The organism is Rhizobium sp. WSM409 (genome assembly GCF_057653825.1).
This window is the reverse complement of the sequence record NZ_JBYGKP010000002.1, coordinates 318814-343106: the sequence shown is the minus strand read 5'-3', so window position 1 is coordinate 343106 and position 24293 is coordinate 318814. Positions and strand designations below refer to the sequence as shown.

The 24293-nt window shown below is 61.1% G+C and carries 19 protein-coding genes and 1 pseudogene; 18 read left to right on the top strand and 2 right to left on the bottom strand.

Annotated elements, in window-relative coordinates; all coding sequences use genetic code 11:
• The first annotated feature begins 27 nt into the window (after positions 1 to 27).
• The 18 genes and pseudogenes from AC25BC_RS25145 (at position 28) to AC25BC_RS25060 (ending at position 22770) form a co-directional block, all read left to right on the top strand.
• Positions 28 to 969 carry a D-ribose ABC transporter substrate-binding protein gene (locus AC25BC_RS25145; protein ID WP_128438760.1) on the top strand — a complete coding sequence of 314 codons (942 nt, stop codon included), beginning with the start codon at positions 28 to 30 and terminating at the stop codon, positions 967 to 969.
• Between the two features lie 74 nt (positions 970 to 1043).
• A complete protein-coding gene (locus tag AC25BC_RS25140) occupies positions 1044 to 1688 on the top strand; it encodes a DUF2291 family protein (RefSeq protein ID WP_017996051.1) in 645 nt (214 codons plus the stop codon).
• Positions 1685 to 3235 carry a sugar ABC transporter ATP-binding protein gene (locus tag AC25BC_RS25135; protein ID WP_128438761.1) on the top strand — a complete coding sequence of 517 codons (1551 nt, stop codon included), beginning with the start codon at positions 1685 to 1687 and terminating at the stop codon, positions 3233 to 3235. The genes AC25BC_RS25140 and AC25BC_RS25135 overlap by 4 nt, the downstream gene beginning before the upstream one ends.
• Positions 3232 to 4296, top strand: coding sequence for an ABC transporter permease (locus AC25BC_RS25130; RefSeq protein ID WP_017957302.1), 1065 nt, complete (start codon positions 3232 to 3234; stop codon positions 4294 to 4296). The genes AC25BC_RS25135 and AC25BC_RS25130 overlap by 4 nt, the downstream gene beginning before the upstream one ends.
• A 1-nt stretch (position 4297) precedes the next feature.
• Positions 4298 to 5332, top strand: a complete 1035-nt coding sequence (locus tag AC25BC_RS25125; RefSeq protein WP_128438762.1) for a Gfo/Idh/MocA family protein — start codon at positions 4298 to 4300, stop codon at positions 5330 to 5332.
• Positions 5329 to 7191, top strand: a complete 1863-nt coding sequence (gene apnL / locus AC25BC_RS25120; protein WP_128438763.1) for a D-apionate lactonase — start codon at positions 5329 to 5331, stop codon at positions 7189 to 7191. Before AC25BC_RS25125 ends, apnL begins: the two co-directional genes overlap by 4 nt.
• 54 nt (positions 7192 to 7245) lie before the next feature.
• Positions 7246 to 8250 carry a dihydroxyacetone kinase subunit DhaK gene (locus AC25BC_RS25115; protein WP_128438764.1) on the top strand — a complete coding sequence of 335 codons (1005 nt, stop codon included), beginning with the start codon at positions 7246 to 7248 and terminating at the stop codon, positions 8248 to 8250.
• 3 nt (positions 8251 to 8253) lie between these two features.
• The gene (gene dhaL, locus AC25BC_RS25110) at positions 8254 to 8916 is read left to right on the top strand and encodes a dihydroxyacetone kinase subunit DhaL (protein WP_128438765.1); all 663 of its coding nucleotides are present in this window, start codon (positions 8254 to 8256) and stop codon (positions 8914 to 8916) included.
• 54 nt (positions 8917 to 8970) lie between these two features.
• Positions 8971 to 10224, top strand: a complete 1254-nt coding sequence (locus AC25BC_RS25105; protein ID WP_003562298.1) for an ABC transporter substrate-binding protein — start codon at positions 8971 to 8973, stop codon at positions 10222 to 10224.
• Between the two features lie 92 nt (positions 10225 to 10316).
• Positions 10317 to 11216, top strand: a complete 900-nt coding sequence (locus tag AC25BC_RS25100; protein WP_003562299.1) for a carbohydrate ABC transporter permease — start codon at positions 10317 to 10319, stop codon at positions 11214 to 11216.
• A complete protein-coding gene (locus tag AC25BC_RS25095; RefSeq protein ID WP_012755221.1) occupies positions 11213 to 12097 on the top strand; it encodes a carbohydrate ABC transporter permease in 885 nt (294 codons plus the stop codon). The genes AC25BC_RS25100 and AC25BC_RS25095 overlap by 4 nt, the downstream gene beginning before the upstream one ends.
• A gap of 34 nt (positions 12098 to 12131) precedes the next feature.
• Positions 12132 to 13652 (top strand): DUF5060 domain-containing protein, encoded by a 1521-nt coding sequence (locus AC25BC_RS25090; RefSeq protein ID WP_003562301.1) that lies wholly within the window; start codon positions 12132 to 12134, stop codon positions 13650 to 13652.
• An 11-nt stretch (positions 13653 to 13663) separates the two neighbouring features.
• Entirely contained in the window at positions 13664 to 14734 is a 1071-nt protein-coding gene (locus AC25BC_RS25085) for an ABC transporter ATP-binding protein (protein WP_017996057.1), read from the top strand.
• A gap of 153 nt (positions 14735 to 14887) precedes the next feature.
• Positions 14888 to 15397, top strand: coding sequence for a GNAT family N-acetyltransferase (locus AC25BC_RS25080; RefSeq protein WP_003562303.1), 510 nt, complete (start codon positions 14888 to 14890; stop codon positions 15395 to 15397).
• A gap of 240 nt (positions 15398 to 15637) precedes the next feature.
• Positions 15638 to 16597, top strand: a complete 960-nt coding sequence (locus tag AC25BC_RS25075) for a protein-L-isoaspartate O-methyltransferase family protein (RefSeq protein ID WP_128438766.1) — start codon at positions 15638 to 15640, stop codon at positions 16595 to 16597.
• Between the two features lie 1151 nt (positions 16598 to 17748).
• Positions 17749 to 18469, top strand: a pseudogene (locus tag AC25BC_RS25070) (transposase); the annotation flags it as partial.
• Positions 18470 to 20333: 1864 nt separating this feature from the next.
• The gene (locus AC25BC_RS25065) at positions 20334 to 21413 is read left to right on the top strand and encodes a YihY/virulence factor BrkB family protein (RefSeq protein ID WP_003562306.1); all 1080 of its coding nucleotides are present in this window, start codon (positions 20334 to 20336) and stop codon (positions 21411 to 21413) included.
• A gap of 73 nt (positions 21414 to 21486) precedes the next feature.
• Positions 21487 to 22770, top strand: coding sequence for a cystathionine gamma-synthase family protein (locus AC25BC_RS25060; RefSeq protein ID WP_128438858.1), 1284 nt, complete (start codon positions 21487 to 21489; stop codon positions 22768 to 22770).
• 50 nt (positions 22771 to 22820) lie between these two features.
• Here AC25BC_RS25060 and AC25BC_RS25055 read toward each other — a convergent pair whose 3' ends face one another.
• Together AC25BC_RS25055 and AC25BC_RS25050 are read right to left on the bottom strand one after the other, a co-directional pair.
• Entirely contained in the window at positions 22821 to 23234 is a 414-nt protein-coding gene (locus AC25BC_RS25055) for a cupin domain-containing protein (RefSeq protein ID WP_003562308.1), read from the bottom strand.
• A 43-nt stretch (positions 23235 to 23277) separates the two neighbouring features.
• The gene (locus AC25BC_RS25050; RefSeq protein ID WP_128438768.1) at positions 23278 to 24042 is read right to left on the bottom strand and encodes an SDR family oxidoreductase; all 765 of its coding nucleotides are present in this window, start codon (positions 24040 to 24042) and stop codon (positions 23278 to 23280) included.
• Positions 24043 to 24293: the final 251 nt, after the last annotated feature.

Sequence of the window (24293 nt, the reverse complement as noted above, 5' to 3'; positions counted from 1 at the left end):
GGCTTCATTCACAACAGGGAGGAAAATATGAAACTGACGCGCAGACTGACACTTGCAGCTTTTGCCGGCGCACTAGCGCTTGGAACGGCTCTTCCGGCCTTTTCGGCCGATCTCATCGCCATCATCACGCCGGCGCATGACAATCCCTTCTTCAAGGCCGAAGCCGTCGGCGCCGAAGCCAAGGCGAAGGAGCTCGGCTACGAGACGCTGCTCATGACGCATGACGACGACGCCAACAAGCAGTCCGAAATGATCGACACGGCGATCGGCCGCGGCGCCAAGGCGATCATCCTCGACAATGCCGGAGCCGACGCCTCGGTCGCGGCCGTCAAAAAGGCGAAGGATGCAGGCATCCCCTCCTTCCTGATCGACCGCGAAATCAACGCGACCGGCGTTGCCGTCGCCCAGATCGTCTCGAACAACTATCAGGGCGCCCAGCTCGGGGCGCAGGAATTCGTCAAGCTGATGGGCGAGAAAGGCAATTACGTCGAGCTGGTGGGCAAGGAGTCCGACACCAATGCCGGCATCCGCTCGCAAGGCTATCACGACGTCATCGACGACTATCCGGACCTGAAGTCCGTCGCCAAGCAGTCGGCCAACTGGAGCCAGACGGAAGCCTATTCAAAGATGGAAACCATCCTCCAGGCAAATCCCGACATCAAGGGCGTCATTTCAGGCAATGACACCATGGCCATGGGCGCCATCGCCGCGCTGCAGGCGGCCGGCCGCAAGGACGTGATCGTCGTCGGCTTCGACGGTTCCAACGACGTGCGCGACTCCATCAAGTCGGGCGGCATCAAGGCAACGGTCCTGCAGCCCGCCTATGCGCAGGCTCAGCTGGCGGTGGAACAGGCAGATGCATACATAAAGAACAAGACGACGCCAAAGGAAGAGAAGCAGTTGATGGATTGCGTTCTCATCAACGCCGACAATGCCGGCAAGCTCGAAACCTTCGCCCTGATGAACTGATCAGCCGCGAATTGCGGAGGGCGCAGCGCTGCGCCCTCCGCAATGCATTTTTGCAAGACGTCGAGGTTTAAAGCATGTTGAGAATGAAGGGCGCCCTGCTCGCTGCCGTCGTGGCGGCCGCCTTGCCAGGTTGCAAGATCATCAAGACGCCGACGGCTGAGGAAAAGGCTGCGGCAGCGGCCAAGACCGCCTTCGATCCGAATGCAAAGGTCGAGGCGATCTGGCAGTCCGAGGCAGTGCCCTATTTCGAAAAGCGCGCCGGCGACCTCAAGGACGTCATGCAACTGGCCACCTCCAGCCCCGACGCCGCCGGCGAGAAATACGGCAATCCCCGCAAGCAGAGCAGCTCGCCATGGACCTATGCGGTGAAGATCACCGGCAAGGTTGTCGCGGCCGATACGGCCTCGCGCGCGGCAACACTCGATGTCGACGCAGATGGCGACGGCAAGGCCGACGCCAAGGTGCAAATCGGGCCAGCGCTGCGCGGCACGGCGCTGCGCGACACGCTGGAGTTCGTCAATTTCAACGAATTCAAGAACCAGATCGAGTGGGCGCAGTTCGGCAAAGCCTTCAACGAGAAGGCCAATACGGCCTTTCTGTCAGCCGTTCCGCGCGAAGGCCTCGCCGGCAAGACGGTGACCGCGATCGGCGCGTTTCCGCTGCCGAAGAGCGGCGAGCTGCCGCTCATAACACCTTCGGAACTGAAGGTCGGCCCATGACCACAGGAGAGGCAGAAAAGGACGACATCATCCTGCGCCTCGACGACGTGTCGAAGGTCTATTCTGGCATCGTCGCCGTCAAGCGCGCCAATCTCGAGCTGCGCCGCGGTGCAGTGAACGTCCTCGTCGGCGAAAACGGTGCAGGCAAGTCGACGTTGATGAAGATCATCGCCGGTGTCGAGCGTCCGACGCTCGGCCGCATCATCCTCGATGGCAAGCCCGTATCCTTCGACAGCCCGGCGCACGCGCAGGCAAATGGCATCGGCATGATCTTCCAGGAACTCAATCTCTTCGCCAACATGTCGGTCGCCGAGAATATCTTCACCACGCGTGAGATCACCCGCGGCATCCTCGGCATCGATCACAAGGCGCAGGTGCAAAAGGCCAATGCATTTTTGAAGCGCCTGGATGCCGGAATCGAGGCGGATGCGATGGTCGAGGATTTGCCGATCGGCCAGCAGCAGCTCGTCGAGATCGCCAAGGCGATGTCGTTGAATGCCCGTATCCTGATCATGGACGAGCCGACGTCGGCGCTTTCGGCAGCCGAGGTCGAGATCCTGTTCAAGGTGATCGCGGAACTCAAGGTCCAGGGTGTGGCGATCGTCTATATCTCGCACCGGCTCGAGGAGTTGATGCGGATCGGCGACTACATCACGGTGCTGCGTGACGGCCAGGTCACCGGCGAAGCGATGGTCCGCGATATCGACACGCGCTGGATCGTGCGTTCCATGATCGGCTCGGATGCCAAGGATTTTGCAAAGTCCGTGGACCACGCCGTCGGAGCCGAGGTCTTTCGCGCCGAAAACATTAGCCTGCCGCGGCCGACGGGTGGGCTTTCGGTCAACAATGTCTCCCTGTCGGTCAAGGCGGGCGAAATCCTCGGCATCTACGGCCTGATGGGTGCTGGGCGCAGCGAATTCTTCGAATGCGTGATCGGCCGTCACACACACTCGACCGGCAAGATCTTCATCGACGGCAAGCAGGTTCGTGCCCGCGACACCACGCGGCGCATCCGCCGCGGCCTTGCGCTCATTCCGGAAGACCGGCAGCGGGAAGGTCTGGTCCAGGTGCTCTCGATCGCCTCCAATCTGACGCTGGCGAGCCTCGGCCGCTTCACCCGGCTCTTCCATATCGACAGGGGGGCGGAGAAAAATGCGGTTCGCGATGCAATCCGCGATCTCTCGATCAAGGCGCCGAATCCGGATTTCGAGGTGACCTCGATGTCCGGCGGCAATCAGCAGAAGGTCGTCATCGGTAAGGCGTTGATGACCAATCCGAAAGTGCTTCTGATGGACGAGCCGAGCCGAGGCATCGATGTCGGCGCCAAGGCCGATGTCTTCCGCACCATGCGGCGGCTGGCGGCCAACGGGCTCGCCATTCTGTTTTCGACTTCCGACCTCGAGGAGGTCATGGCGCTTTCCGATCGCATCGCGGTCTTGAGCAACGGCCAGCTGGCCGCCGTCTTCGACCGCAACGAGGCGACGGAAGAAGCCATTATCGCGGCTTCGGCCAAGGGACACGGACATCAAGGGAAACTCGCGTCATGATGGCGGCAACATCAACCACTCTTGCGCCGAAGGGCGCCAACGGCTCGGCGCTTCTGACGCTGATGAAGCTCAGGACGTTCATCGCGTTATTCGCCGTCATCATCTTCTTTGCGATCTTCGCCCCGAACTTCACCTCGACGGCGAACATGATCCTGATGTCGAAGCATGTGGCGCTGAACGCCTTCCTGGCGATGGGCATGACCTTCGTCATCATCACCGGCGGCATCGATCTCTCGGTCGGATCGATCGTCGGGCTTTGCGGCATGGTCGCCGGCGGCCTGATCCTTTACGGCATCGAATTGCCGATCGGCTACACCATCTTTTTCAACCTCTTCGAGATCGTGCTGATCACCTTGTCGATCGGCCTGCTCATCGGGTTGATCAACGGCCTGCTGATCACCAAGCTCAACGTTGCGCCCTTCATCGCCACGCTCGGCACGCTCTATATCGCCCGCGGTCTCGCTTTGCTGTCGTCGGACGGCCAGACGTTTCCGAACCTTGTCGGCCGGCCTGAATATGCCACCACCGGCTTCGATTTCTTCGGCGCCGGACGCATTCTCGGTCTGCCGGTATCGATCTGGATTCTGATCGTGCTTGCCCTGCTGGCCGCCTATGTCGCCCGCTCGACGCCGATCGGCCGCCATATCTTCGCCGTCGGCGGCAATGAGCGGGCCGCGCGCATGTCGGGTATCCGAGTCGATGTCGTCAAGATCTTCGTCTACATGTTCTCCGGACTGTGCGCGGCAATCGTCGGCGTCGTCATCTCGTCGGAACTGATGGCAGCCCATCCGGCAACCGGCGAAAGCTTCGAACTCAATGCGATTGCGGCAGCCGTGCTCGGCGGCACCTCGATGTCGGGCGGTCGCGGCACGATCGGCGGCACGATCATCGGCGCCTTCGTCATCGGCATCCTCTCCGACGGATTGGTGATGATGGGCGTCTCCTCCTTCTGGCAGATGGTCATCAAGGGCCTGGTCATCATCATCGCCGTCGTGGTCGATCAGGCGCAGCGCCGCCTGCAGCAGCGCGTCACCCTCATGCAGATGGCAAAGGCAGGTTGAGATGACGGAATTGAAAGGGGCTTTGATCGGTTGCGGTTTCTTTGCGGTCAACCAGCTGCATGCCTGGAACGACGTTCGAGGTGCCGGCATCGTCGCGATCTGCGACCGCGACCCGGAACGGCTGAAGATCGTCGGCGATCAGTTCGGCATCGATCGCCGCTATGGCGATTCCGAAGCGTTGTTTGCCGATGGCGGTTTTGATTTCGTCGACATTGCCACGACCGTCGAAAGCCATCGTTTTCTCGTCGAAATGGCGGCTCGGAACAAGGTGCCGGCCATCTGCCAGAAGCCGTTCGCCAAGACCTTGTCGGATGCGAGTTCGATGGTCGAGGCGTGCCGCAATGCCGGCATACCGCTGATGGTGCACGAGAACTTTCGCTGGCAGACGCCGATCCAGGCTGTACGAAAAGCCCTCGATTCGAATGCCATCGGCACGCCCTTCTGGGGCCGTTTCTCCTTCCGTTCGGCTTACGACGTCTTCTCCGGCCAACCCTATCTAGCCGAGGGCGAACGGTTCATCATCGAAGACCTCGGCATCCATACCCTCGACATCGCCCGCTATATCCTTGGCGACGTTCGCTCGCTCACGGCCCGCACCAAGCGGGTCAATCCGAGAATCAAGGGCGAGGATGTCGCGACCATTCTGCTCGATCACGAAAACGGCGCCACGTCGGTCGTCGACGTCAGCTACGCCACCAGGCTTTCCAGGGAGCCGTTCCCCGAGACCTTGATCGAGCTCGACGGTTCTGAAGGCACGATCCGCCTGACCCAGGGTTACGGCCTCGAAATCACCAACGCCAGGGGCACCACCACCACTGACGTATCGCCGAAGTTGTTGTCATGGGCCTCGCGGCCCTGGCACAACATCCAGGAGAGCGTCCACGCGATCCAGCAGCATTGGGTCGATCAGCTGGAGCGCGGCGCGGAACATTCGACGTCAGGGGCCGACAATCTGAAAACTTTTGCGCTCGTCGAGGCCGCCTATGACAGTGCGGCCAGGGGACAGACGATCGATGTCGGAGCGATGCTGCGATGAAAGTCGATGCGTTCCAGCTCTACGGCACCCGCCTCGTTGAAACGCCGCCGGTTCGGCTGAGAGCAGGAAAACTGGAAGCCGATCTCGCCAATGGCAACCTCCGCACCATCCGCTACGATGGGACCGAGGTGCTGCGAGCGATCTCCTACCTCGTTCGCGACCCGGACTGGGGCACCCACAGCCCTGTAATTGTTGATCTCCGCATCGAGCAGAGTGACAATCGTTTCACGGTCGCCTATCGAGCCCGCTGCGAGGGACCTGATGACACGAGGCTTGTCATTGACGTTCGCATCACCGGAAGCGCGGACCGGCTCGACTTCGAGGCCGAAGCCATCACAGAGACCGGCTTCGAGACCAATCGCTGCGGCTTCTGCATCCTGCATCCGATCGTCGGCGTAGCGGGTTCACCGGCGACGGTCGAACATGTCGACGGCCGGATCGTGGTAACCCGGTTTCCCGATGTCATCGAGCCCTGGCAGCCTTTCAAGGACATGCGCGCCATCACTCATGCGATCATGCCTGACGTTCAGGCGGAATGCCGGATGGAGGGCGACACCTTTGAAATGGAAGACCAAAGGAACTGGTCGGACGCATCCTATAAGACATATGTCAGGCCGCTCGCCCTGCCCTGGCCATACCAGATTGCCGCCAATCAGCCCGTTCGGCAAAAGACGTCGCTTGTTCTCAGGGATATCGGCGGTTCGACACGGCATCCTCCAGCTGCGGCGTCAGGCGGCGCCATAAAACTCGAACTCGGGGCGCGAACCGGCGCCATGCCTGATATCGGCGTGATCGTTACGCCCGAGGAAGCCGATGCGACACTGTCGGCAAAGTCCGTGCTGTCGGAAATCGCTCCCCAGGAACTGCTCTTCCATTTCGACCCCGGTGCCGGACACGGCGTCGACGCGCTCAGGCGGTTTGCCGCCATCGCCGCGGTCCATCGCGGCCGCTCGACGCTGGAGATCGCCCTTCCCTGCACATCGTCGCCGTCAAGCGAGGTGGCCGAAATCGCCCGCCAGATGCGGCTGGCGGAATTCAGGCCCGATGCGATCATGATCTCGCCTTCGGTTGACCGGCAGTCGACGCCGCCCGGCAGCACATGGCCGGAATGCCCGCCTTTGGATGAAGTCTATACCGCCGCTCGCGCCGCCTTTCCCGGCATTCGCATCGGCGGGGGTATGCTGAGCTATTTCACCGAGCTCAACCGGAAGCGCGTCCCGGATGGACAGCTCGACTTCGTCAGCCACTGCACCAATCCGATCGTGCATGCCGCCGACGATCTTAGCGTCATGCAGACATTGGAAGCGCTGCCCTTCATCACACGGTCGGTGCGTGCGATCTACGGTGACAGACCCTACCGGATCGGCCCGTCGACGATCCCGATGCGACAGAACCCCTATGGCAGCCGCACGATGGATAATCCGTCGGGCGCACGCGTTCCCATGGCCAACCGCGACCCGCGTCACAATGGACGCTTCGCGGAGGCCTTCGCGCTCGGCTACGCGATACGGGTACTGGATGCCGGTCTGGAATGCCTGACGCTCTCGGCCTTGTCAGGCCCGTTCGGTCTGATCGCCGGTCCAGCCGAACCGACCGAGCAAGGCGGGCGGCGCCCGCTGTTCAACACAGTGCGGACATTGTCTCGATTGGCTGGCGCATCCTGGCAGGCATGCGTCTCCTCCTCGCCCTCCGAGGTGCTGTCTTTCGTTGCACGCGATGCTGCAGGCGCCAGGCTTCACGTCGTCAATCTGACGGGCGAAGAACGAAAGGTCGATTGCGGCGCATGCCGGCCGGCAGATTCGGGCAAAGAGTTGCTGCTCGCGCCGTTTGCGACCGTCGTCCTGCAACTGGCGGATTGACCTCCGGCGCTGCAGCCGCATTTATGCAGGCGGAGCTCGCACTGGGAGGACAGCGTGAAGACGAAGAAGCTTATCAATGCCGGCGCAGATGCCGTCGATGAAATGCTGCAAGGGGTGTTGGCGGCGCATCCGCGCCACCTCTACGCAGTGGGGGACATGCCCCGGGCGATCATTGCCAGAAACGGGCCACGCAAGGGCAAGGTCGGCTTGGTCATCGGCGGCGGATCCGGGCACGAACCGACATTTCTGGGGTTTGTCGGCAAGGGGCTGGCGGACGCGGCCGCGATCGGCAACGTCTTCGCCTCGCCGCCGCCAGATCCGATCATCGCCTGCGCCAAGGCGGTCGATGGCGGCGCCGGCGTCCTATTCATGTATGGCAATTATGCCGGCGACGTGATGAACTTCGACATGGCAGCCGAGATGCTGGCGCTTGACGAGATCGAGGTCCGCACCGTGCTTACCACGGATGACGTGGCGTCCGCGCCTGCCGATCAAAAGGACAGGCGGCGGGGCGTGGCGGGCAACGTATTCATCTTCAAGGCCGCCGGCGCAGCCTGCGACCTTCTCTACTCGTTTGACGATGTCGAGCGCGCCGCCCGCCATGCCAATGCGCGAACCTATACGATGGGCGTCGCGCTTTCCCCCTGTTCGCTGCCCCAGACCCTCCGGCCGAACTTCCTGATCGGCGAAGGGGAGATGGAGATCGGAATGGGCATTCATGGAGAGCCTGGCGTGGCGCGTGAGCCGCTGAGGCCGGCCGACGCGGTGAGCGACGAACTCATGGACAGCATTCTTCGCGAAATGAAAGCAGACCGGGGCGATCGTGTCGCCGTGCTCGTCAATTCGCTGGGTTCGACGCCGATGATGGAACTCTACATCATGATGCGGCGCGTGAAGTCCCGGCTCGACGATGCCGGGCTCGTCATCCATACGTCGCTCGTCGGAAACTACTGCACCTCTCTCGAAATGGCCGGCGCGTCGATCACGGTCATGCATCTCGACGACGAGCTTCGGCGATTGATCGACCACCCCTGTGATTGCGCGATGTTTGTGAGGTAATCGATGACGTTTACGACCGAAGACCTGCAGCGCATGTTTGCCGGGATTGCCGAGGATATTGCGGCAGAGAGCGACCATCTCTGCGCGTTGGACGGCGCCATCGGCGATGGGGATCACGGCCTTGCCATGGATGCAGGCTGCCAGGCCGCGGCGAAAGCGGTCGGCGAGCTCGACGCCGGGATCGCCCCAACAACCGCATTCAACGTCGCGGCTAAGGCATTCCTGAATGCGGTCGGCGCTTCGTCCGGCCCGCTCTACGCCACGGCCTTCATGCGCGCCGGAGCAGCCGCCAAAGACAAGCAGACATTGAGCGACGACGACTTTCTGCGTGTCTTCGCCGCAATGGCGCAGGGAATCCAGGAACGCGGAAAGGCCGAACCCGGTGAAAAGACGATGGTTGACGCCTGGAGGCCTGCGGCCGACGCAGCACTCGATGCCTGGCAGTCGGGAAAGCCCCTGCCCCAATGCTTCGAGGCGGCAGAGCGGGCAGCGCGCGCAGGCTGCGAAGCGACCGGCAACATGACGGCGACCAAGGGACGGGCTTCACGATTGGGGGACCGTGTGATCGGGCACATCGATCCCGGCGCCGCGTCCGCCGTCATCGTTATCGCCGCGATGGCCAAATTTGCTCAGCATCACGGTGGTGATGCTCATCATACCAGTTGACATGTCAATGACTATCTGCAACAAGGGGCCCGGCTTTACAAGAGGAGGACGGTAATGCTGACCCTTTCTGCGAAATTGAAGACTGCGAGCATCGTTGCGATCGCCGTGGCGTCGCTATCGGCCACGCCGGTTCTTGCGGAAGACATCACGCTTTGGACCCTCAACTTCGACAACAATGCTGCCAACACGGCTCTGAAGAAGGTGGCGACGGACTTCGAAGCGGCAAACCCCGGGACGCATGTCGAGATCGTTCAGCGCGCCGTCGACGAGCACAAGACCGCCTTGCGTGTCGCTGCTGGCTCCGACAAGGGACCTGATATTTATTTCAGCTGGGCGGGCCTCGGCCTCGGCGGCGAGTATGTGAAGGCCGGTCTGTCCCTGCCCCTCGACAAATACTATGCCGAGTATAAGTGGAGCGACGAATTGCTGCCCTCGGCAGCGGCTTTTGCCGACCTCTATCCCGGCGGCAAGCACGGCGTCCCCTTCACCTTCAAGGGTGAGGCCGTCTATTACAACAAGAAGCTTTTCGAACAGGCCGGCATCAAGGAAGAGCCGAAGACCTACGAGGAATTCCTTGCCGCGGCCGATAAGCTGAAGGCTGCCGGCATTCCCGCCTTCACCTTCGGCGGCACGGTCAACTGGCACGTCATGCGTCTCATGGACGTCATCCTTGAAACGAAGTGCGGTGCTGAAAAGCACGATGCGCTGAAGGCGATGACGCTGGACTGGACCAAGGAACCCTGCGCGACGGATTCATTCGCGGAGTTTGCGAAGTGGACGAAGGACTATACGCTGCAGCCGTTCATGGGCATCGACAACAAACAGTCCTACAGCCTCTTCACCGCGGGTCGTGCAGCGATGATGCTCGAAGGCGACTGGCTGGTCAGCCAGCTTAACGGCTCCGGCGCCAATCTCGACGACTACGGGATTTTCCCCTTCCCGACCAACACCGATCGTCTCTACGGTTTCGCCGAGTACAACTACATCAGCACCAAGAGCAAGAGCCCTGATGTAGCGGCGAAGTTCCTCGACTACTTCCTCTCGACGAAGGTCCAGCAGGACCTGCTCGGCCAGCTGAGTTCAACCTCCGTCAACAAGAACGTCCAATATGCCAACCAGAAGCCGCTCGAGGCGGAATGGCTGGGGATCTTCCAGAAATACGGCAAGGTCTACATGAACGGCGACCAGGCGTTCCCGCTCGACGTCACGACGGAGTACTTCCGGGTCATCAACGATGTTGCTTCCGGCAACACCGAGCCGGCCGATGCGGCCAAGCAGTTGCAGAGCTTTATCGCAAGCCGAACCTGATTCCTCCCGAGGTGCCAGTCGATCGACCAGTTGTCGATCGACCGGCACATTCTTTCATCAGCTGGCAGCCGCTTCACTGCCAGGAGGAAAGCATGTCACTTCGACAATCGACACATGATCCGCGCGTCCAAGCGCTCATCCTGCTCGTGCCAGCCCTGGCGATCTATGCCGTCTTTGCCCTCTATCCGATGCTCAATGTCGTCATCCTGAGCTTCCAGAAATGGAACGGGCTGGACCCGCAGCGGCAATTTGTAGGGCTTGCAAACTACTCGGCGATTTTCACGAAGGATCCGGTCTTCTGGGTTGCGTTCCGCAATACCGTGATCTGGACCTTGATGAGCCTGATCTTCCCGCCGATGATCGGACTGCTGCTGGCGCTGAGCCTCAATCAGAAGATATTCGGCCGAAATGGCCTCAGGGCCATCTTCTATCTGCCTGTTATCATCGCGCCGATTGCCGTCGCGACCATGTGGAAGTGGATGTACGATCCGTTCTTCGGCCTTTTCAGCCAGTTGCTCACCTCGTGGGGCATGCAGGGCTGGATCAATGACTGGCTGGGCAACAGGGATATCGCCCTTTATTCGGTCTTCGTCGCCTATCTCTGGCAGACGGTCGGCTTCTCGATGGTCCTGTTTCTGGCGGGCCTGCAGAATGTCTCTCAGACGCTTGTCGAGGCAGCGCGCATCGATGGCGCCGGCCGCTGGAAGGTGTTCAAGCATGTGACATTGCCGGCCTTGCGCCCGACGATCACGATCGTTCTCGTTCTTTCCGTCATCTCCTCCCTGAAGGCTTTCGACATCGTCTACGGCCTGACGGGTGGCGGACCGGCGCAGTCTACCCAGATGCTGGCGCTCTGGGCGTTCACGCAGGCGATGCAGATCTTCGATTTCGGACGAGGTGCGGCGATTTCGGTCGTGCTGCTGCTGATCACCATGGCCGTCGTCATTCCCTATCTGAAATGGACCCAGAAGCACGAGGAGGTTGAGTCGTGACAGCAGTACCGACCGACCAGACCGCAGTGCATTTGCAGGTCGAACCATCATCGATGAAGCGGGATCCCATTCTGATCGGTCTCTGGATCACGCTTGTTATCGTGGCGCTCGTCTGGGTCGCGCCATTCGTCTTCATCGTCTTCACCTCCTTGAAGACGCCGGCGGCGGTGACCGGCACGGGCGCCTTCGTGCCGCCAACCGAGCTGGCTTTCGAAAACTACAGCGCTGCATGGAGCCGCGGCAACTTCGCAAACTCCTTCTTCAACAGCGTCATCATAACGGTCATCAAGGTGCCGCTCGGGCTGTTCCTTTCGGCGATGGCAGCCTATGCCCTTGCCAAGATCAAGCTGAAGATCACCAAGGCCCTGCTGCTGCTTGTCGTGTTCGGCACGATGATCCCCTTCCAGGTGATGCTTGCGCCGCTCTTTACCCTGGTGAATTCACTCGGCCTGATCGACACCTACCCCGGCGTCATCCTTCCCTACATCGCCTTCGGCGTTCCCTATCAGGTTTTCATCCTGCACGGTTTCTTCAAGAGCATTCCCAAGGAGCTGTCGGAAGCAGCACTGATCGACGGTGCAAGCCACTTCATCATCTTCAGACGGATCTTTCTGCCGGTGTGCCTGCCCGTGCTCGCCGCACTGCTCATCCTCGACTTCGTCTCCACCTGGAACGAATTCGCCATGGCGCTGGTGCTGCTCCAGGACCAGCACATGTGGACCTTACCGCTCGGCCTGATGTCGTTTCAGGGGCAGTTCTCGAGCAATTACGGCCAGCTCAATGCCGCCATTGTGATGACCGTCCTGCCGGCGACGATCGTCTATCTCATCTTCCAGCGTTACTTCGTCTCTGGCCTGACCTCCGGCGCCGTCAAAGGCTAGGGCCACGAAAAGCATTCCACGAGGAGAATATTCTATGTCTGATGCAACGGTCGAAAAATGGGGCGTGTTCGAGGCCTCCTTTGATGGACCCTCCAGTGGCAATCCCTATCTCGACGTGGCATTCGATGCCGTGTTCACCCATAAGAGCCGCGCAGTCCGCGTGCCGGGCTTCTATGACGGCAACGGAACTTACCGCATCCGCTTCATGCCGGACATCGAAGGCGAATGGTCGTTTCTGACCCGTTCCAGGACTGCTGCACTCGACGGCAAGACCGGCGCATTGACTGCGACCGAGCCTTCGGCCGGCAATCACGGCCCGGTTCGCGTGCGCAACAAATTCCACTTCGCCTATGCCGACGGCACCCCGTTCCTGTCCTTCGGGACGACCTGCTACGCCTGGACGCACCAGCCGCTCGACATGCAGAAGCAGACCCTCGAAACCCTCAAGAAGGCCCGCTTCAACAAGATGCGGATGGGCGTGTTTCCGAAGGATTATCCCTACAACGTCAACGAGCCGCTGCACGCCTGCTTCGAACGCGGAGCGGACGGAAAGGAAGACTTCGATCGTCCGAACCCCGCCTCGTTCCGGCACTTCGAGAAGCAGGTCGCAGCGCTCTGCCAGCTGGGGATCGAAGCCGATATCATCATTTTCCACCCCTACGACCGGTGGGGCTATGCCGACATGTCGGCGAAGCAGGATTTTCGCTATGTCGAGTATCTGGCCGCTCGTCTCGCTGCCTACCGGAATGTCTGGTGGTCGCTTGCCAATGAATATGATTTCCTCATCGATACGAAGCCGATGGAGCAGTGGGATCGCTACTTCCACATCCTGGAGGAAAACGACCCCTACCAGCACCTGCGCTCCATCCATAACGGCGACGTGACGGCGAATTTCGATCATCGCAAGCCATGGGTCACGCACACCTGCATTCAAAACCCTGACGTCAAGCGGACCCAGGAATGGCGCGATGCCTACGGCAAGCCTGTCGTCAACGACGAGCCGGAATATGAGGGCGACATCCTGCAGTCATGGGGCAACCTCAATGCGCAGGAACTCGTGCATCGCTTCTGGATCACCATGGCGCGTGGCGGCTATGCCGGTCATGGGGAAACCTATTCTCATCCCGAGGACCTGATCTGGTGGGCCAAGGGCGGGGAACTGCGCGGCGAAGCGTGGAAGCGCATCGCCTTCCTCCGCGACCTCCTGGAAGCCGATGTCAAACACGGCCTCGAGCCGCTCGGCATCATCGGTGAGTGGCCCTGGTCCCGCGTCTCGGGCGCCCGCGACGGCGACGGCGATTTCCGTTTGATCTATTTCGGCGAGCATCAGCCGGTGATCTGGTCGACGGGCCTGCCGGTCGATAGCGATGACTACGATGTCGATCTCATCGACACCTGGGAGATGACGATCACGCCGGTCGAAAAGGTGGCGGCTCCCGTTCCGCATCCGACGCGCCATGGCTCGGTCGTGCGCGGCGGCAAGCCGGACGCGGCCTTCGGCGTGAAAATTCCGCGCAAGCCATTCCAGGCGCTGCGTGTGCGCAGGAAACGTTGAAGGATAGATCCATGTCTGGCTTGAGCATCAGAAACGTCAAGAAATCCTTCGGCACGGTCGACATCATTCATGGTGTCGACGTCGAGATCGCCGACGGTGAATTTACCATTCTCGTCGGCCCCTCCGGCTGCGGCAAGTCGACATTGCTGCGCATGATTGCCGGGCTCGAGGATATCACCGCCGGCCAGATCAGCATCGATGGTCGGGTCGTGAACAATCTGCAGCCGAAGGATCGCGATATCGCGATGGTCTTCCAGAACTATGCATTGTACCCGCAGATGACGGTCTCCCAGAACATGGGATTTGCGCTCGAGCTCGCCGGGGTCAAGCGGCCGGAAATCGAACAGAAGGTCGGTGAGGCTGCAGCAATTCTCGGATTGCAGCCGCTTCTCGATCGAAAGCCGGCGCAGCTGTCGGGCGGACAGCGGCAGCGCGTCGCCATGGGCCGCGCCATTGTTCGAGATCCGAAAGTCTTTCTCTTCGACGAGCCGCTTTCCAATCTGGATGCGAAACTGCGGGTGAAGATGAGGGCGGAGATCAAGGCTCTGCACCAACGCCTGAAGACCACGATCGTTTACGTCACCCACGACCAGATCGAAGCCATGACCATGGCTGACAAGATCGTCGTGCTCCACGGCGGTCGCGTCGAACAGATCGGTAGCCCGCTCGAGCTCTATGACCGACCACGCAATATCTTTGTCGCCGGCTTCCTCGGCTCCCCCGCGATGAACTTTCTCGAGGGAACCCTTGAGGGCGCAGGCAACCCGGTATTGTCGCTGCCGGGTGGGTCGCGCGTAACGCTTTCGCGGGCTCCAGCCAATTCCGCCAACAGACCGCTGACGCTGGGCATTCGCCCCGAAGACATCACCTTCGGTGGCGAAAACGGTGTGGATGCCGTGGTCAAGGTGGTCGAACCCACGGGATCGGAAACCCATGTCGCGGTGGAGCTCGAAGGCAGGGAGCTGACATGGGTCGTTCGTGAACGTGTCGAGCTGGTGCCGGAACAGCCGGTGAAGCTTTCTTTCGAAACGGCCAAGGTTCACTTCTTCGACCGGCAGACGCAGCAGCGCCTGAACGCCTGAAGACGAAAGGCCTGGAGCAAGTCCGTCGAACGCGGAACCGGAATGTGACGGCATGCGGAGTTCTTGATCACTCCTCGCCTTCGCAGCGAATTGGCGACTTGTAATCTCTGATCTCGCCGATAGGCTGTACCTCCAAAACGAGGTAGCCAAGGCATGCACATTCGAAGAGCCGTCTCCGCCGACGCGGAGGAGCTGAGCAGTCTCTTGAACGAAATCATTCTTGCCGGCGGAACAACCGCACTCGAGACGCCGCTTTCGGCTGCCGAGTTCGCGGACTGGTTCATCGACGGCGAGTTTCCTCTGACCTGCCATGTTGCCGAGCGCGATCAGTCGCTTGTCGGCTTTCAGTCGCTGAGCTTATACGGCGATCCGCCGAAAGGCTTCGCCGACATCGCAACCTTTGCCCGCTTGAACCCAAGAACCCCCGGCGTTGGCAGCGCTCTCTTCCCCGCAACCCGAGCCGCAGCGGAAGAATTCGGGCTCGAATTCATCAATGCCACCATTCGCGCCGACAATTTCAGCGGCCTTGGCTATTACGCAAAAATGGGCTTCGAGACATATGACCGGTTGGTCCAGGTTCCGCTTCAGGACGGGACGTCGGTCGATAGGATCAAGAAGCGTTTCAGAGTAGGCGCCAGACACCACACGATACCCGACGCCTGAAACGTGTTCGACTGCGCTGAGGCCACACTTTAATGTACGGCGATACAGTTAAATTTTGCGGCTACCGGAATGTTAACGATATGAAGTAAAAACTTAATTTTTACTAATGGAACAGAATTGCCATTTAACTTCCGTCATGAGTTCTCGTCCCTATTGGTCAAGCAGTCGGGATAGAGATGGATTTGGAGCCGAAAGGACGTAAAAGAGGAGCAGATCAAAGCCATACCCGGAGATTTGCCGATGCCGACTGCGCTGTTCACGGCCGACGAACTGGCGGTGATCCGCCGCGCTTACGCCCATCAGGTAGTGGCAACTGCCGCAACGACGAACCCGCGGATCGAAGCTGCCTTTGCCACCGTCCCGCGCGAGAACTTCCTCGGTGCGCCTCCATGGCAGATCGCCAATCTGGGCGGCGGATATCGCCCCCTCCCCTCCTCCGACTTGGTTCTGGCCTATCAGGACGTACTGTTCGCCCTGCAGTCCGAAAAGGGCGTCAACAATGGAAGCCCGTCACTGCATGCCCGACTCTTGGCGGAACTGGACGTGCAGATCGGCGGCGATCGCATCGTCAATGTCGGTGCCGGCACCGGCTATTACAGCGCCATTCTGGCAGAGTTGGTCGGCACTTCCGGTCATGTCCATGCCGTCGAGATGGATCCTGATCTGGCTGCCCACGCACAAGCAGCGCTTGCTGATCGGGCCAATGTTAGCGTCGTTAACGCCGACGGCAGTCAATGGCCACAGCACGCGGTGGATGCGATCTATGTGAATCTCGCCGTCGCGCGGCCCGCGGAACCCTGGATCGAAAGGCTGCGGCCCGGAGGGCGCCTGGTGTTGCCACTTGGCGTACCGCGCCAGGACCGACCGCCGAAAAGCGGCCGTCATGCGTCCCATGGCGCTGCTCTTCGTATCGAGCGCGGCGATTGTGGATTTGCGGCGCGTTGGATCGGCACAGCTTATTTCGTCTGCGCCAACGGTGGATTGACAACCGACGATAACGAGATCGACGCGCTGACCGCCGCCTTCGAGCGCGGCGGCATCGAGTTCGTCAAAAGCCTGCTCTGGAAGACGGAGCCGCGGATAGGGCGTTGCTGGCATATCGGCGACCAATGGGCGCTCTGCTATGACGACGTCTGTACCATCACGGCCAAGTCCGCAAGACCGCCCGCCCCATCTCCGCAGGGAACCAGAGCGACGTAGCGCGCCGCGGCGGCGCGATCCGCTGGCCGCACTTCTGACCGACGAGGTCGCAACGCCAAACATCCGGAGCAAAGGGCTTGGGCGGCAACACGCCCAGGGCGCCGAGCTCGGATCTGGTTATCTCGAGCTTAGTGCAGCCTCGCCGCCGGTATCCTTCCCCTGCCCCGCACGAAAAGCCTATTGTCGAAATTTGCCGCCTGCCATCTGTGAGATCGGATCAAGCGCGCCAGGACCCGAGCGGCTGCCCATGCCGGCCGAGATCCAGACGAAATTGATGGCCGCGGCATGCTGAAATGCAGTGGCCAGCGCGCGCCGAATACGGCGCGTAGACAGCCGACGTGATTGACGCTAATACGCTGGCGCAACCTAGCCGAGGCATCCGGCGCCTTCTCTTGGATGGCGACGCTCAGACTGACGGTGAAGATCAGCAAGTGGCGGCGATTGAGCCGGTCGGGTTGTGACGTATGACTTGCTTACCCACGATCTCAGGAGACAGCCCCTCGTGGCTCCCTTGTTGGAGGCAATACTGCGGGCCCGACGCAAATCGGTGAAGCGGATAACCCCCCGCCTCCCTGATCGCGGCACGTCTCACCAGGACCAGATCGACACCCATGGAAAGTGAGGATGCGCTGTCTGTCCGGCGGCGGATTGCCAGAACGACAAAAGCCCGGCGCGGGAGAGGTGCGCCGGGCTTCGATAGTGACCGACAGCCTGGGAGGAGGAGTGCTGTCCGTCGGACCGAAGCGGCTCGGAGGGGTTAAGCGCTTCAGTCCATCACGAGGTAGTGCCGCAATGCGGCAAATTCAAGCCTGGCGGCCACGCGGATATCGCAGACGAATCGGTTAGGCATTATAACCTTCCCTCGCAGGCGATAGGGCCAGGCGAGGGGTTGTCCGCGGACAACTTGCTGAGCAGCAACCCGGGCGAAGGGAGCTCTCCCGCTTTCAGCAAAGAGAAACTCCCGCACGAAGTAGTAGTTGATGAGGGCAGCGGGGATCGTACCGCGCGTACGCCGGCAGGCGGACATGCGAGGGAAAACCCCTCACAAAAAGCCCTGGGCTTGCCGTGCCCGGCGCCTTTCACCGATCAAGAGCGTGGCGCTTATCTCCAGCTGACCGTCAGCCGAACTGCGCGAGATATCGATCAAGCCGGCCGCCCGCATTGCCGTCGCCGTCATCAATCCCCGCCTGGTGCGCGACTTCGCCAGGGCCAGCCGTCGCTTGGCCAAAACTGTCCAGGAATTCGCCCGCGTCATCCTCCACTTCGCCAGAGCGATGCGGCCGGCACAGATCCCCCACTTCGACGACTGCGACTTGCTGCGCGTGTCACCCGCCGCCGCCAGCTCATCGACATGGCGGTCGCCCAGAAGAGCCGCCTGGAACATCCGCCTGAGGCCGTCGCAGTGCTGATGGCGAGACCTTCGCCGCCCACAAGGCCGAGCTCGCCCGAGTCCATGCCGCCACCGCTGGGCATCGAGGCCGAGGCCGACATGGCCGAACGCCGTAATCTGCTGTTGTCCGTGCCGGCCATTGGCGAGGTCAGTGCCGCTGTGCTCATCGCCGAACTGCCCATACTCGGCGCAATCGACGACAAGCAGCTCGCCGCCCTCGTCGGCGTTGCAACGATGGCTCACGACAGCGGCACCTGGACAACGCTATTTCGCTGGCGGCCGCGCCACTGTCCGATGCGCCCTCTATATGGCAACGCACTCGGCCAACCGTTGCAACCCGGCCATCAAGACGTTCCACAACAGGCTGCGCGACGCGGGCAAACCGCCCAAGGTCGCCATGCGAAAGCTCATCATCATGATCAACACCATTCTTAGAAGGAAGACGAACCCCATCGAACCAGCCCCAACAACACGGTTGCTGAGGCGCACCGCAGAGGCCCCGAAGGACGGGGCTGGCCGCCGCCGCGCCAACACGATCCACCCAGGGATTGCGACCGAAGCCCAGCCTTTGCCAAAAACTTCACCGAGCGACGGGCGAGCTCAATTACTGTCGCGTCAATAAGACACAATAGCAGCAAGGATGACGCCGCCACGGCCGCCTGCCATCCTTGCTGCGGATCCCTTCCGGTGAGCGCAGCTGCTGCGCCAGCAATCCGCGGTCTCGTTTCATGGGCGGGGCTCTGCTCCTCCTTAGACAGCGAGCGGCCTCTTGGTATTGCGGACCTGTCGGCACACCCACGAAGCTCTTCAGAACTCTTGGAGCCGAATATGCCCACGCCTGCCCGGTAAGGCGTATGAGCCCGTTGCTCCAATGCCCGACAGAGCCATCGGGGCAGCCATAATGCCACAAGCGCATCCACCAGCAGGGCGGCATCAGAGATATTTTCGACCGCTCAAATTCAGTTACTACGGAGATTGGTCCATGTGCAAACGACTTGACGGCTACCATGCTGATCATCCTGTTGTCCGCGGACAACGGCACGATAGGCAACACCCAACCGACAGCTATCGTTCACGGATTCGCTTGGGCCGCGGGGTCGGCTGCCCATCGAAGGCTCGCTGTGATCCGCGGTCGGCTCTTCATGCAATCGAGCAGAGAGTATTATACGGTAGGGGAGGGGCCTCCGATCATGCGGGATCCGAAGCCCAGGCCGAAGCCTTCGAGCGATCAGCCCATTGCGAACGGGTAATTGCTTGTCGACCGGCCGTCCGTCGGCGCGGGCGACACAGCGGCGACTGCAGTCGGACTGTTAGCGCCGTAAAGCGAGTAAATGTAGGAACGCTAGCGTCCGGGCCGTTCCGTCCTGGAATAGACAACCGCGGCGCCCGTCGTCGATGCCCGTTATCTGATGACGTGCAGCCCCTCGCTCTCAGCAATGCGGAAGACCTGCGTTAGTTCTGACCGATATGTCAGGAGCCGATCCTGCGCATTTGAGTGGGACGCTGGAGATGCCCAGCGATCAACTGCCGGAGGAAGCGCCTTCAGTGGCGGCGGGGGGAGGGGCCGCCGGTGGCACATAGCGCCAGGGTGCGGCTGGCCGACGTCTGGAGCAGCGCGCATGATGCCTCCGCCCCCTTGACGGGCAGTTGCTTTCGCGTGCCAACTTGGTCGACTGCGACGCGCGTTCTGCCGGTTGCTGAGACGCCATCAAGCAACCACCATCGAGATCGCGTCCGCAGGCGGGCAGTACCTCGGTCTCGCGACGCATTATGAGGCGCGCCCAGAGAAGGCAACGGTTTGCAGGGCGGACCCAGTATTTGTCCGTTGATAACGCAAACGGCTATTGCAGGCGATTGTCACCAGCGCTATTGTTTTATCGGGCTTGCTGCACAACGCATCGGCTGCACGGTCCGGTCGCTGACAGGCGCCGGCATCAGATAGCAATAGGTGCAATTGAGGTCCAAGTCGCACTCCTTGTACGAGCTGCGCACCAATTTGCCGCCTCGCGGCCGCCAAGCCGGCCTATCGGTAAACGCGTTGAAGCGACTCCCTACCATGCGGTAACGAAACTAAAGTCCAGCATCGCTTCCATATCAGGGAGCAGCCTCAGCAATATCAACGACTTATACTTTTTGAAACTACTTCGGATTTGTGGCTTTCGGCGATACCGAGCTCGGCCGTGGTGGAGTTTGACGAGCTTTCAACCGCTTCCAACTCCCAGCTGCCTGACCCGCGTGTGAAACGGACTGACCTCGGCGCCGGCCTAAATGTCCGCAAGAAAGCAACGGCTTGCATCCTTTAGCGGCACCCGGCGTTATCTCCGCACCAGACCGGAGATCATCCTCATGCCTGATGTGTTTCACCCCAAGAGATTCTCCATCGCGGCGGCATTGATGGCCGCAGCGATTGGTGCACTTGTCTTGATGCAGGCACCCGAGCGCAGGGCGGTCGCCCCGCCTGAGCATACCAACCGCGCAGGTGACGATCGTGGCCGTAGCGCCAGCACGCCCGAGGCTATCCCCTTCAGCGGCCTTCGCGACGTGTTCTGGCGCGTCTTCCACGAGGTCCTCGCCGACCGGGTCACGCTGATTGCCGCGGGCGTGACTTTCTATCTGCTGCTGGCGCTCTTCCCAGCCATGGCGGCTTTGGTATCACTCTACGGGCTGGTTGCAGATCCGACCACCATATCCGAACATCTTCGCGAATTGGCCGGCCTCATGCCATCAGGCGCGTTCGATCTTATTGCCAACCAAATCAAAGAGCTCGTCGGCCGGCGTGATGCTACGCTCGGCGTGACCTTCTTCGTCGGTCTCGGCATCGCTCTTTGGAGCACGCATAGCGGCACGCTGGCGATCTTTGACGCGATGAACGTCGCCTATGAGGAAGAGGAGAAGCGGGGTCTTATCCGGTTGAACCTGATAGGCCTCTGCTTCACCTTGTGCGCGATGCTTTTGACGGTTGTCATGGTGGTGCTTGTCGGCGTCATGCCTGTTATCCTCTCCTATCTCTGGCTCGATCAATTCAAGGAGCACATGGCCCTTCTCATGCGATGGCCGCTGCTTCTGCTGGTCGTCGCGGCGGCCGTTACATCGGTCTACCGTTTCGGTCCCAGCCGCGAGCCTGCCAAGCTCCGCTGGATGACGTGGGGCGCGGTTCTGACCACGATCGCCTGGGCCGCCATGTCCCTCGGCTTTTCCTTCTATCTGGATCATTTCGCCAACTACAATGCGACATACGGCACGCTCGGCGCGCTGATCGGCTTTCTCATCTGGATCTGGCTTTCCGTGGTCATTCTAATCGTCGGAGGAGAACTGAACGCCGAACTGGAGCATCAGACTGCGAAGGACACGACGACGGGAGCGCCGCTGCCGATGGGAGCACGCGGCGCCTATGTCGCTGATACTCTCGGCGAGACCAGGAGTTGACCGCGATGATTGCTCCTCTCGTATGGTTTTGATGTATTCTGACATTTCTGCAGTCCCGACACAGGAGACGATGATGACCGCGCCGCATCCTTCCAAAACCCATATCGGCAATCATGCCCTGCATCCCGAAACACAGATGCTGAACTACGGCTACGATCCGGAACTCTCGGAAGGGGCGGTAAAGCCGCCGGTGTTCCTCACATCCACCTTCGTGTTCAAGACGGCCGAGGATGGCCGCGACTTCTTCGATTACGTGTCGGGCCGCCGCGAGCCGCCAGAGGGGAAGGGGGCGGGCCTCGTCTACTCGCGCTTCAACCATCCAAACAGCGAGATCGTCGAGGACAGGCTCGCCGTCTACGAACGAACGGAAAGCGGCGTGCTGTTTTCATCGGGCATGGCGGCGATCGCCACCACTCTGCTCGCCTTCGTCCGGCCGGGGGATGCGATCCTGCATTCGCAGCCGCTCTACGGGGGAACGGAAACTTTACTGGCGAAGACTTTTCTGAACCTCGGCGCCGCCGCCGTTGGATTTGCCGACGGCGTCAGCGAAGGATCGGTGCAGAAGGCGGCGGAGGAGGCGATGGCCAAGGGCCGCGTCTCCGTCATTCTGATCGAAACGCCTGCCAATCCGACCAACGGCCTGGTCGATGTCGCGATGATCCGGCGCGTGGCCGACCTGGTTGGTGCAAGACAGGGCCATATGCCGATCATCGTCTGCGACAACACCCTGCTCGGACCGGTCTTTCAGCGGCCGATCGAGCACGGCGCCGATATCTCGCTCTATTCGCTGACGAAATATGTCGGTGGTCATTCCGATCTGATCGCCGGCGCCGTTCTTGGTCGCAAGGCGGTGATCAAGCAGATCAAGGCCCTTCGCGGCGCGATCGGCACGCAGCTCGATCCGCATTCCTGCTGGATGCTCGGTCGTTCGCTGGAAACGCTGCAGCTGCGCATGGAGCGGGCAAACAGCAACGCGCGTACCGTGGCCGATTATCTGCGCGATCACCCGAAGGTCGAGAAGGTTCACTACCTGCCTTACCACGATCCGGACTCGCCGGCCGGCCGGACCTTCATCGCGCAATGCACCGGCGCGGGTTCCACCTTCTCTTTCGATATCCGCGGCGGTCAGCCCGCCTCGTTCAAATTCCTGAATGCGCTGCAGATCTTCAAGCTCGCGGTCAGCCTCGGCGGCACGGAATCGCTTGCGAGCCATCCGGCTGCCATGACGCATTCCGGCGTGCCCGCCGATGTCCGCCAGCGCATCGGCGTTCTGGAATCGACGATCCGCCTTTCGATCGGTATCGAGCATCCGGACGATCTGATCGCCGACCTGGAACTGGCGCTGCAGGCGGCCTGAGACACGCCGGGGAAATCGATGCCCGGCGACGCCGGGCATCGGGCATGGGGTCACTTGTCGTCGATCGTCAGTTCCGTCTCGTCGGTATCCAGCACGAACACCGCAAGCAGGCGCGCCGGCTTTGTCTTGCTGGCGTTTTTGCTGACGCTGTGATGATCGCCGGGAAATTCGGGAAAGCTTTCGCCGGCCTTGTAAACCTTCTCTGGGCCGTCATTCACCTTGCTGGTGATCGCACCTTCGAGAACGGTGGCATAGATGAAGGCCGATGCCGGGTGCGTATGGCCGGGCGAGGAACCGCCCGGCGCATATTCGACGAGCACCCCCCGCATGCTCTTGCCGGGAACATTCGGAAGCTTCTGGTCGAAAACGACGCTTACCTTCGCGTCGCCGCCTGCGGCGTGAGCCTGAGTGCCGGCGGCAAGGACAATGGCGAGCGCCGCCGCCGAGATCATTTTTCTGAGCATGTCTGGTCTCCTGCGTTGATGGGAATGGGTCGGGCGCCCGGTATCAGGCGCTCTTTTTCTGGGGCGGCTGCCGGCTCAGCCAATCGTCGAAGCGGATCTGGCCAAGCCGCGCCTTGGCCCCGGTCACGAGCGAATTATCCTCGAGTTCCACGCCGAAGTAGCGGGCGTGCGGATCCGCCACCACTTGCCGCGGATCGTTCGTCGCCTTGAAGAGACGCGTGACGATTTCGGTGAGTCGGACTTTCTCCGGCCCGCCGATCTCGATCGTACCGTTCACAGGCGTGCCGAGCGCCACCTCGGCCATGACGTCGGCGACGTCGTCCGAGGCGATCGGCTGCACATAGGCAGGCGACAGATGCACGGTCTGGCCGACGGTACCCGACTGGGCGATGCCAGCCATGAATTCATGGAACTGGGTGGAGTGCACGATGGTATAGGGTATGCTGGAGCTCTTGATCAGCTCTTCCTGGGCCATCTTGGCGCGCATGTAGCCGCTGCCCTGCAGCCGCTCCATGCCGACAATCGACAATGCGATATGATGCTTCACGCCGGCGGCAGCCCCTGCCTTGAGCAGATTGCGGCCCGACGTCTTGAAGAATTCCAGGACGGCCTTGTCCTCGAACGAGGGCGAGTTTGCGAGATCGAGCACCACCTGTGCCCCGGCGAGTGCTTCCGCCACGCCTTTGCCGGTGATCGTGTCCACACCCGAGTTCGGCGAAGCCGCCAACAACTCGTGCCCCTTGTTGCGCAATCTTTCCACGGTCTTTGAGCCGATGAGGCCAGTGCCGCCGATAACGACGATTTTCATGGTTAGTCTCCTTGTCCTTTACGAGAAATGTCCTCTGGTGACCTGAAGGTGAGCAGGCAACTGCTCGGCATGCCCCCGCGCCCTCGATGAGCGAAGCGACTTCATCGGGACCGTCGCCGGTGCGGCCGGTTGAAACCGATGGGCAGGAGAATGCGCCGGATCGCGGCCCCAAACTATTCTTCCTCAGTCGCTGTCACCCTATGCGAACGCAGTAGGGAAGCTGGCTCTGCGGTCGAGGAATCCGGCCAAAA

What these genes read in the sequence shown, in the direction of transcription:
- AC25BC_RS25145 (WP_128438760.1), top strand. Translation starts at nt 28, where the DNA reads ATGAAACTGACGCGCAGACTGACACTTGCAGCTTTTGCCGGCGCACTA.
- AC25BC_RS25140 (WP_017996051.1), top strand. Translation starts at nt 1,044, where the DNA reads ATGTTGAGAATGAAGGGCGCCCTGCTCGCTGCCGTCGTGGCGGCCGCC.
- AC25BC_RS25135 (WP_128438761.1), top strand. Translation starts at nt 1,685, where the DNA reads ATGACCACAGGAGAGGCAGAAAAGGACGACATCATCCTGCGCCTCGAC.
- AC25BC_RS25130 (WP_017957302.1), top strand. Translation starts at nt 3,232, where the DNA reads ATGATGGCGGCAACATCAACCACTCTTGCGCCGAAGGGCGCCAACGGC.
- AC25BC_RS25125 (WP_128438762.1), top strand. Translation starts at nt 4,298, where the DNA reads ATGACGGAATTGAAAGGGGCTTTGATCGGTTGCGGTTTCTTTGCGGTC.
- apnL (WP_128438763.1), top strand. Translation starts at nt 5,329, where the DNA reads ATGAAAGTCGATGCGTTCCAGCTCTACGGCACCCGCCTCGTTGAAACG.
- dhaL (WP_128438765.1), top strand. Translation starts at nt 8,254, where the DNA reads ATGACGTTTACGACCGAAGACCTGCAGCGCATGTTTGCCGGGATTGCC.
- AC25BC_RS25105 (WP_003562298.1), top strand. Translation starts at nt 8,971, where the DNA reads ATGCTGACCCTTTCTGCGAAATTGAAGACTGCGAGCATCGTTGCGATC.
- AC25BC_RS25100 (WP_003562299.1), top strand. Translation starts at nt 10,317, where the DNA reads ATGTCACTTCGACAATCGACACATGATCCGCGCGTCCAAGCGCTCATC.
- AC25BC_RS25090 (WP_003562301.1), top strand. Translation starts at nt 12,132, where the DNA reads ATGTCTGATGCAACGGTCGAAAAATGGGGCGTGTTCGAGGCCTCCTTT.
- AC25BC_RS25085 (WP_017996057.1), top strand. Translation starts at nt 13,664, where the DNA reads ATGTCTGGCTTGAGCATCAGAAACGTCAAGAAATCCTTCGGCACGGTC.
- AC25BC_RS25080 (WP_003562303.1), top strand. Translation starts at nt 14,888, where the DNA reads ATGCACATTCGAAGAGCCGTCTCCGCCGACGCGGAGGAGCTGAGCAGT.
- AC25BC_RS25075 (WP_128438766.1), top strand. Translation starts at nt 15,638, where the DNA reads ATGCCGACTGCGCTGTTCACGGCCGACGAACTGGCGGTGATCCGCCGC.
- AC25BC_RS25065 (WP_003562306.1), top strand. Translation starts at nt 20,334, where the DNA reads ATGCCTGATGTGTTTCACCCCAAGAGATTCTCCATCGCGGCGGCATTG.
- AC25BC_RS25060 (WP_128438858.1), top strand. Translation starts at nt 21,487, where the DNA reads ATGACCGCGCCGCATCCTTCCAAAACCCATATCGGCAATCATGCCCTG.
- AC25BC_RS25055 (WP_003562308.1), bottom strand. Translation starts at nt 23,234, where the DNA reads ATGCTCAGAAAAATGATCTCGGCGGCGGCGCTCGCCATTGTCCTTGCC.
- AC25BC_RS25050 (WP_128438768.1), bottom strand. Translation starts at nt 24,042, where the DNA reads ATGAAAATCGTCGTTATCGGCGGCACTGGCCTCATCGGCTCAAAGACC.